General features: G+C 52.0%; 6 protein-coding genes and 1 tRNA gene. 6 read left to right on the forward strand and 1 reads right to left on the reverse strand.

The features are described from left to right. The first annotated feature begins 22 nt into the window (after nucleotides 1-22). The 6 genes from ABMA60_RS16350 (at nucleotide 23) to ABMA60_RS16375 (ending at nucleotide 7,957) form a co-directional block, all read left to right on the forward strand. Nucleotides 23-1,117, forward strand: coding sequence for an ABC transporter ATP-binding protein (locus tag ABMA60_RS16350; protein ID WP_392805292.1), 1,095 nt, complete (start codon nucleotides 23-25; stop codon nucleotides 1,115-1,117). Nucleotides 1,118-1,207: 90 nt separating this feature from the next. Beyond that, nucleotides 1,208-2,491: a DUF4032 domain-containing protein gene (locus tag ABMA60_RS16355; protein WP_392805294.1), complete on the forward strand. Its 1,284-nt coding sequence runs from the start codon at nucleotides 1,208-1,210 to the stop codon at nucleotides 2,489-2,491. A gap of 356 nt (nucleotides 2,492-2,847) precedes the next feature. Then, a complete protein-coding gene (locus ABMA60_RS16360) occupies nucleotides 2,848-4,239 on the forward strand; it encodes a hypothetical protein (RefSeq protein ID WP_392805297.1) in 1,392 nt (463 codons plus the stop codon). 198 nt (nucleotides 4,240-4,437) lie between these two features. Next, complete coding sequence (locus ABMA60_RS16365; RefSeq protein WP_392805300.1) at nucleotides 4,438-5,064, forward strand: peroxiredoxin; 627 nt, start codon at nucleotides 4,438-4,440, stop codon at nucleotides 5,062-5,064. 154 nt (nucleotides 5,065-5,218) lie between these two features. After that, a complete protein-coding gene (locus ABMA60_RS16370) occupies nucleotides 5,219-6,802 on the forward strand; it encodes a hypothetical protein (RefSeq protein ID WP_392805303.1) in 1,584 nt (527 codons plus the stop codon). Between the two features lie 153 nt (nucleotides 6,803-6,955). Then, nucleotides 6,956-7,957 carry an AraC family transcriptional regulator ligand-binding domain-containing protein gene (locus ABMA60_RS16375; protein ID WP_392805306.1) on the forward strand — a complete coding sequence of 334 codons (1,002 nt, stop codon included), beginning with the start codon at nucleotides 6,956-6,958 and terminating at the stop codon, nucleotides 7,955-7,957. Between the two features lie 329 nt (nucleotides 7,958-8,286). Here ABMA60_RS16375 and ABMA60_RS16380 read toward each other — a convergent pair. Continuing rightward, nucleotides 8,287-8,361, reverse strand: a tRNA-Gly gene (locus tag ABMA60_RS16380). Nucleotides 8,362-8,393 lie beyond the last annotated feature (32 nt).

The following is an 8,393-nucleotide window of genomic DNA, read 5'->3' on the forward strand; positions in this document are numbered from 1 at the left end:
GACAAGAAACGAGTGAAAGCTGATGGCTAGTATTACTTTTGAGAACGTAGGTAAGAACTACGAAGACGTGAGCGTCATCAAGAGCCTGAACCTGGAAATCAAAGACAAAGAGTTCATGGTTCTGGTTGGCCCTTCTGGCTGTGGTAAATCCACCACCCTGCGTATGATCGCTGGCCTGGAAGAAATCACCGACGGCAAACTGTATATCGGCGATCGCGTCGTTAACAACATCCACCCCAAAGACCGCGACGTGGCTATGGTATTCCAGAGCTACGCTCTGTACCCGCACATGTCTGTGTTTGAAAATATCGCCTTTGGTCTGCGTCTGCGCAAAATGCCGAAGGACGAAATCGACCGTTTGGTTAACGAAGCGGCCGAAACGCTGGGCCTGACTCCGTTGCTGGACCGTAAGCCTAAGGCTCTGTCTGGTGGTCAGCGTCAGCGTGTGGCTCTGGGTCGCGCTATTGTGCGCAAGCCTTCGGTATTCCTGTTCGACGAGCCGCTGTCCAACCTCGACGCCGAACTGCGGGTGCATATGCGCGCTGAAATCGCCAACCTGCAGAAGCGTCTGGGCATTACCTCTGTTTATGTAACGCACGATCAGGTTGAAGCCATGACCATGGGCGACCGTATTGCGGTACTGCACGACGGTAACCTGCGCCAGGTTGGTACGCCGCTGGATCTGTACGACACGCCGCACAACGTCTTCGTCGCTCAGTTCATCGGTACGCCGAACATGAACATCCTGACTTTCAAAGTCTCTGACGATGGCAGCGAGCTGGTTCATCCAGATCTGACCTTCAAAACCCCTGCCGAGTGGAAAGACGGCATTGTTGAGCGCAAGGGTAAGAACGTCATCGTTGGTATTCGTCCGGAGCACATTATCTCCGCTGATGAACAGGACTGGACCAACGTTGCACCGCTGAAAGGCAAGGTTGAGATCATCGAAACCCTGGGTCACGAAGTGGTTGTCCATATCAAGATGGCGAACGAAGAGAAGAAAATCCTCGCCAAGATGGACGTCCATAAAGTGCCTAAGGTGGGTGAAGAAGTGGCTCTGGAAGTTAATGTCGACCGTCTGCATGTGTTCGACGCCGAGACCACCAACCGGCTGTGATGCGGGCCTGAAAAACGAACTTAAAAAAGCCGGCATGACGCCGGCTTTTTTGTCGCTATAGTAGTCATATTTCCTTGTTACAGGTGTCCGATGAAAATCCAGATCGCCTCGCCCAGCCATTACATCACTGACCTGCGTTATCCCTGGTCCAAACATCTGACGCAGTGGCCGCCAGAATTATTCGTCGAAGTGGCGCGCGGTATTCACCGCAATGTGGTGCGTTTTATCAGCCACAACAATCAGGTGTATGCGCTGAAAGAATTGATGACGCCAGTGGCGCGCAAGGAATACAAGCTGTTGCGCGAACTGCAGGAGATGGGATTGCCGGTGGTCGAAGCGGTCGGTTTGGTCACCAACCGGGACGAGGAAGTCGCCGAGGCACGGGCGCGTTTTGATCTGGTCGGTGAGCCGGTCGATATGGCCAATCGCAGCCTGTTGGTGACCCATTATCTCGATGGCGCCTTGCCATATCGCATCATTATTCAGCAGGGCATTTCGGCCGAACAACTCAGTCAGATGCTCGATGCGCTGGCTGAATTATTAGTGCGTTTGCATCTGTCCGGTTTTTATTGGGGCGACTGCTCATTGTCGAATACCCTGTTCCGGCGCGATGCGGGTTTGATGGCGGCCTATCTGGTGGATGCTGAGACCGGCGAGATGCGCGATAAGTTGTCCGAAGGTCGGCGCGAGTACGACCTGGAACTGGCCGAAACCAACATTGGTGGCGAACTGATGGATCTGGAAGCGGCTGGCACCCTGCCCAAAGGCCAGGACCCGATTGATCTGGCTCAGGCCTTGGTGGAGCGTTATGCCAAGCTCTGGGCAGAGCTGACTCAGGATGAGATCTTTGATCCTGAAGATCAGTACCTGATGGAGCAGCGTATTCGCCGCTTGAACGATCTGGGCTTCGATGTCGAAGAGATGGAAATCACCACCGTCGATAATGGTCAGCGCGTACGCATGGTGCCACGTGTGGTGGAACACTGGCATCACCGCCGGCGCCTGAACAGCCTGACCGGTTTGCAGGTGCAGGAGAACCAGGCGCGTCGATTGCTGAATGATCTCAGCCGTTACAAGGCCCATTTAAGCGAAGTTGACGGTCGCGAAATTCCGGAGCCGGTCGCGGCTTATCGCTGGTTATCCGAAGTTTTTAATCCGACGGTTCAGCCCATTCCTGATGAAATGAAAGGCAAGCTCGACGATGCTGAAATCTTCCACGAAGTATTGGAGCACCGCTGGTATTTAAGCGAAGCCTCGGGCAAGGATGTTGGTCAGAAAGCCGCCATTGATTCCTACATCAATACGGTGCTTAAACGTCGCCAGGCCGGTGATGTGGAAAGCGAGACCGATCCGTTCGTTTCCTCCCAGAAATAACCTGAAGCGATTACCGTCGATCGTCAGTATCGGTAGTCAGGTCGATAGGCTGTTTGAGCCTTTTAAAACCAAACCCGGCAGGCTGCATGATTAGTGGTTTTGCGACCTGTTGGTAGCGCATCTGTCCGCCTGAGCGCTTAAGTTTGTCGCATCATGGTCGTAACTACCTGACGTTAAGGACAGAACTGAGGGTTGCTCGAATGGTGATGTCAATCGGGCCAGGAACGCCCTTATTGATCCAGGTAGAAGCTTCGGTGCCGGCCAAGCCGGTGTCATTTAACAACGGCATGCTTTTATTCGGCGATGGCGGATCTGACGCAACGAAGCTCACTTATTTACCTCCCGTCCAGGTCGAGATGGTTGCTGCCGCCGCTGAACAGTCGCCCACCTATTTAACGGATCAACTGGCGCAGCAAGTGGTGCGTGACCAGCCGAGACTGGCGCTGAAAAACCTGTCGCTTAACCTGGCGACGTTTTTGGCTGAGGGCGAATCTTCAGTCGATCAAACCCTGACTCAATATCGCTACTCGACGATGGCAGAGGCATCCGCGCCACTGGACGTCGCCAGTTTCGAGTCAAAGCGCCGCAACGATAATGACGAACTCAGTCTCAGCATTAAGACCAAAGATGGCGACACAGTGACCTTCAGCTTCCGCTATGAAGCTGGCTTTGGGGGCACAGACACTCAACAAGGTGTCGGCTATCAAAGTCTGACGGTCAGCTATGAGTTGGATGGCGAGCTGTCGGAAAAGGAAATAGATGAGTTAGCGGGGCTGTCCGAGGGCTTGAATGCGCTGGCCAACAGCTACTTCAGTGGCGCTGGTGCCCAGTTGGCTGATCTGCAGTTGGATCAACTGAGCACAGTTGCAGAATTATCGTTGTCTTTGGAAGGTGTAGGGCCTGGTGATATCAAACTATCAATGACAGATAACGATCTTCTTCGCGAATACCGCATTCAGATGAACGGCGATACCGTTGAGATGTCGCGTGACAAACTCAGTCTACTGGGTTCATCAGGCTCGCAGCGGCGCGAAGCTGCGCTTAACCATTATCGGCAGATGTTGATTGAAGGGGTGGAGCGTTCGCATGGCGGTGCCGGCCAACAAGCCTTAATGCTCGATGCATTTAACCTGTTGCACGGCGAAAACAGCGACACAGAAAACACCTTTGATTTGACCGATGCCGAATCCAGTCTGTTAACTGGCTTGGCAGATTTTTCATTCAGCTTTGAAGGTCGAGCCAGACAAAGTGCTGCTAACCCTCTGTTCGGTGGTTTGGTTGAGCAGATGAGTTTGTCGCTGTCGCAGGAAACTCGCATTCGCATAGATGGACCTTTGACGAGAACAGTCGATCAGCGTCAGAACTGGATGTTGAAATCGAGCTATTTTGAGCCCTTACCACACCTGGATTCCGCAGATTTTGAAAATCACAATTACAGCTATGTAAGCCTGGAAGAACAGGCTCAGGTACGCAATCAGGTTAGCATGACGGATGGCCGGATGTCGGCGCTACAGACTCAACGCTTCGACAGTGAACGGAATGAAATGGTGTTCATCGAAGGTGAGTTGGCCGACTGGAAAACAACCCGGCAGTCACTGCATGAGATTCGTGATTTAACGGCCCGTCTGCGCAGTCAGAGCGATAACTTTGATGGCATCTTGCTGGAGGAAATATTGCTCGATCCGAAACAGATGGCGCAGCGGGCGGCAACAGAGACGCTAGAACATGATCTGTCGTCGGCATCCTAGTCTATCCCTGTGGTGAATTGGGCCCTGCTGTTTACAGTCTTGATGCCAACATCGTTTTTATTGATCTACCTCAGTCATAGTGCACTTCTATCCACACCATAGCGGTTCAGGCGGTGAAATATTAGTTTTAGCTAATATATTGGGTTGTGAAGAGGCGAAATGGTTCGCCTCCCTGTCAAACCATTGCAGGTGAACATCATGACTCTACGTTTAGGCGATACCGCACCGGACTTCAGCGTTGAAACCACTGAAGGCAAGATCCACTTCCACGATTGGCTGGGTAAATCCTGGGCTTTCTTCTTCAGCCATCCTGCCGACTTTACCCCTGTCTGCACCACCGAAATGGGCCGCACCGCTCAACTGGCGGGTGAATTTGCCAGGCGCAACGTCAAGCCACTGGGCTTATCAACAGATTCTGTCGCCGAGCACCGCAAATGGATTCTGGATGTTAACGACACCCAAAATACCACCCTGGAGTTCCCTATCGTTGCCGACGATGATCATGCCATCGCTGCGCTATACGACATGATTCATCCGGGCGAAAGTGAAACGGCGGCGGTACGGTCAGTCTTTATCATCGATCCGAACAAGAAGATTCGTTTGACGATGACGTACCCCATGTCCGTTGGCCGCAATTTTGACGAAATTCTCAGAGTGATCGATGCACTGCAACTGGGTGACGCCAAAAAAATCGCTACACCGGCCGATTGGCGTCCTGGTGATCAAGTTATTATTCCACCGTCGATCAGTGATGAGGATGCCCAGGATATTTTCCCTCAGGGCTGGGACGAAATCAGACCCTACTTGCGTCTGACTAAGGTGTGACTGGGTGTGATCGATAGCCGGGCTTTTGGCCCGGCTTTTTGTTGTTGCTGGTACAACCTTTAAGACCAAAGGGGCGCAAACGCGCCTCTTGGGTTAAAGCTATTAAAGCCAAGGCCGTTATGGTGATTAACAGAGGGATTTCTGTGAGCAACATATGACTAACCTAGGCGCCATCCAACCTTTCGCTTTTGCACCTCAAGGCAGAGTCCAGCCATCACCGACGGCTCCAATTCAGGATCCAGCGTTCAAAGGCAATGACATAGCGGTTATGTCGAGCCAGAGCATAAAGCTGGATGAGAGTGGGTTGTACGAGCCTCCGGTTAAGCGCAGTTATCAGCACGTCCTGTCGAGTGATGCCCCAGATAAGCTAACGGCACAACTGAGCAATCAGCTGCAACATACGCAGCGGGGCAGAGCGGTTAATAACTTGTCGCAAAACATGACGGCTTTTCTTGCCAATGGAACCCAGTCGACCCGGCAAGCGGTCAATAACTACGAGTACTACGATGTCAGCGGTGGCCGACAGTCGATCGACCCGACAACCTTTGAAGCTAACTACGTTCAGGTTGATGCGTCTTTAGCGCTGGAATTCAAAACCAAAGATGGTGACGTTGTAACCTTTAAATTCTCCCAGCATACGGCCAACGGTACAGCAGAAGGTGCCACCGGCGGTGTGCAGCGACGCGGCCTTGATGTTAGCTACCAGGTTGAGGGTAAGCTGTCGCAGAGTGAACAGGAGGAACTGGCTGATTTTGCAGAAAATCTCAATCTTCTGGCGAATCAGTATTTCCAGGGAGGTAAGTTTGATCTTGGACAGTTAAAGCTGGGTGAACTTAACCACCTGGGCGAGTTGTCACTGTCGATGGACCGGGGTCTTAAGAATGGCGTCAACCTGAAAGTAACGGACACCGAGAATTCGCGGAATATTGAGGGAGTTATTCAAGGTAATGTGCTGCAGTTAACGCTGGATAAAACCGGTCTTTTAGCCAGTGCAGATGCTGACCGTCGCGCTGCTGCTGTTGCTCATTATCGACAGATGATGCTCGACGGAGTACAGCGTGCTAAAGGGCAAAGTGATCAACGTGATCTGTTGCTGGATGCGTTCGATGCGCTGCATCAGCTAACCGATAAAGAAACGGAATATTTTGGTGCCGGGAGTAAAGCATACGAAGCCGAGATGTTAACCGGCCTTGCTGATTTCACGGTCGAATTTGATGGCCGGGTTCAGCGAGCGAATACTGATCCTCGCCGCCTGGATCAAGAGGAGAAGTTCTCGCTGTCGCTGGCACAACAAAGTGAAGTTTTCATCAAGGACTCAATGAACCGTAGCGTGGAACAGCGTCAATTGTGGTCGTTGGACGCCAGTTACTTTAAGCCGCTGGATCATCTGGATGAAGTGGATTTTGAAAACCAGAACTATCAATATTTTACCCTCTCGGAACAGGCTGAAACCCGAACTCAGGTGAACACTGTCGATGGTGAGGTGACCGCCAGTCAGGAGCGCAGCTTTAACAGCCAGTTTGACAGCCGGGAATACAATGATGGGATTTTGGTCGACTGGCAAACAACGTTAAAACGAGAGCATGAACTTCTGGATTTTACTGAACAGTTGAATAGCGACAAGTACAGCCTTAATCCAATTGAGCTTAGGGAGTTGCTGTTAAACCCTACTCAGATGAACAGTGGTGCTTACCTTAAAGTCATCGACCATGACGTATCGAACGGTTTGGAGGGCTGAAGTTGACCACTTTATAGTGGTGCGGGTCAGAAGTTTTGATCTTGTTCGCATAAGTGGGGATTGTTGTTAAACCGGTCACAACCGAGCATTGCTAATTTGACCGACCTGGCGCAGATTATCGGAAATTGACGCACCAGAAACGGAGGCAGGGATATGTCACCGGATGCTCAGCCCAGCGTATCAGCCATTGCTGTCGTGGATCTCGCCCGAGAGCTACTGCGCTTGAACATCATTAATAATTCGTCACTGCGACATCTCTATACCCCTTTGGCCGCCCAGGTTGAGCAACTGCAGGACAACGCCGATATCAGCGATCTGCTTGAGAAGCGTTACCCGGAAGCCTGGCTGGTCTGGCTGTGGCAACAAGCCAGTGAGAGTCCATTTTTTCCGGCTATAGGCGTTGAGTTTGGCACTCGTGTCGCCCCTGAACCCAGAGGACTGCCCAGTTATTTAATGCAGTCCTGTCGCGATCTGGGCGAGGTGTTGGAAACCTATCTTGAAAACATTCTATTGGTGAATCCTGCCGATCACTGGAAGGTGGAAGTGGAAGGTGATCGCACGGTGCTCAGTTTTCGTTTTTCCTCGTCGATTGAATACCCGCGATGCGCGGTAGAGCGCAGTATGTCGGCGCTGTATCACTGGGGGTGTCACCTGTGCCAGCAACCGTTGCCTTTAGTTGCGGTCGAATTTGCTTATCCCAAAGCTGAATATCATGCTGCCGTGGAACGCTGTTTCCGCACGTCGATACGCTACAACGCCGACCGTAACGCCCTGATCGTGCCCAGCTCTGTGTTTGCCACCCCGGTTCAGGGAGGTGAGCACCCCTATCTGTTTAAAATACTGTCACAGCGAGCAACCAGTCTGCGTTCGCAGATAGTCCAGCAACAGACGTTAAGTGGTCGTGTACAGCAGTTATTGGACAAGAATTTGTCTCATTACGGCAGCCAGGCAAGAATGGCCCGGGAATTGTGCATGAGCCGCTCAACCCTGGTACGCAAACTGGCTAATGAAGGGGTGCGCTATTCTCAGTTGCTGGACGATGCGCGCAGACGTTGTTTTGAACAACTGCGTGGCTTACCCGCCTCACAGCTGGCCTACAAGCTGGGGTTTATGGATGTCAGCGCTTTTTATAAGGCCAGGCGGAGATGGGAGTAGGGTGGCAATAGAAGAAGCTAGGCCCCTAGTAGAAAAAAGCAGCCAATGGCTGCTTTTTTCTTTTGGAGCGGGACTAAAGCCTGTAAAGGCTTTAGCGTGAGCGTAGCGAGCTAATGGCCGCAGCAAACGAGATGGATCGAGATTCCATGCACAAAAAAAGCAGCGCTAGGCTGCTTTTTCATAATTTGGAGCGGGACTAAAGTCTGCAAAGGCTTTAGCGTGAGCGCAGCGAGCCCGGAGGGCAAGGCCATGCAATGGCCGCAGCAAACGAGATGGAATTTCGGTTCCCAGAAAACAAAAAAGCAGCCATTAGGCTGCTTTTCATAATTTGGAGCGGGAAACGAGATTCGAACTCGCGACCCCAACCTTGGCAAGGTTGTGCTCTACCACTGAGCTATTCCCGCAGGGCGGGTTGTACCCTATTGAGTACTTCCGC

The organism is Saccharospirillum sp. HFRX-2, from assembly GCF_043196805.1.
GTDB lineage: Bacteria > Pseudomonadota > Gammaproteobacteria > Pseudomonadales > Natronospirillaceae > Saccharospirillum.

What these genes read in the sequence shown, in the direction of transcription:
- ABMA60_RS16350 (WP_392805292.1), top strand. Translation starts at nt 23, where the DNA reads ATGGCTAGTATTACTTTTGAGAACGTAGGTAAGAACTACGAAGACGTG.
- ABMA60_RS16370 (WP_392805303.1), top strand. Translation starts at nt 5,219, where the DNA reads ATGACTAACCTAGGCGCCATCCAACCTTTCGCTTTTGCACCTCAAGGC.
- ABMA60_RS16360 (WP_392805297.1), top strand. Translation starts at nt 2,848, where the DNA reads ATGGTTGCTGCCGCCGCTGAACAGTCGCCCACCTATTTAACGGATCAA.
- ABMA60_RS16375 (WP_392805306.1), top strand. Translation starts at nt 6,956, where the DNA reads ATGTCACCGGATGCTCAGCCCAGCGTATCAGCCATTGCTGTCGTGGAT.
- ABMA60_RS16365 (WP_392805300.1), top strand. Translation starts at nt 4,438, where the DNA reads ATGACTCTACGTTTAGGCGATACCGCACCGGACTTCAGCGTTGAAACC.
- ABMA60_RS16355 (WP_392805294.1), top strand. Translation starts at nt 1,208, where the DNA reads ATGAAAATCCAGATCGCCTCGCCCAGCCATTACATCACTGACCTGCGT.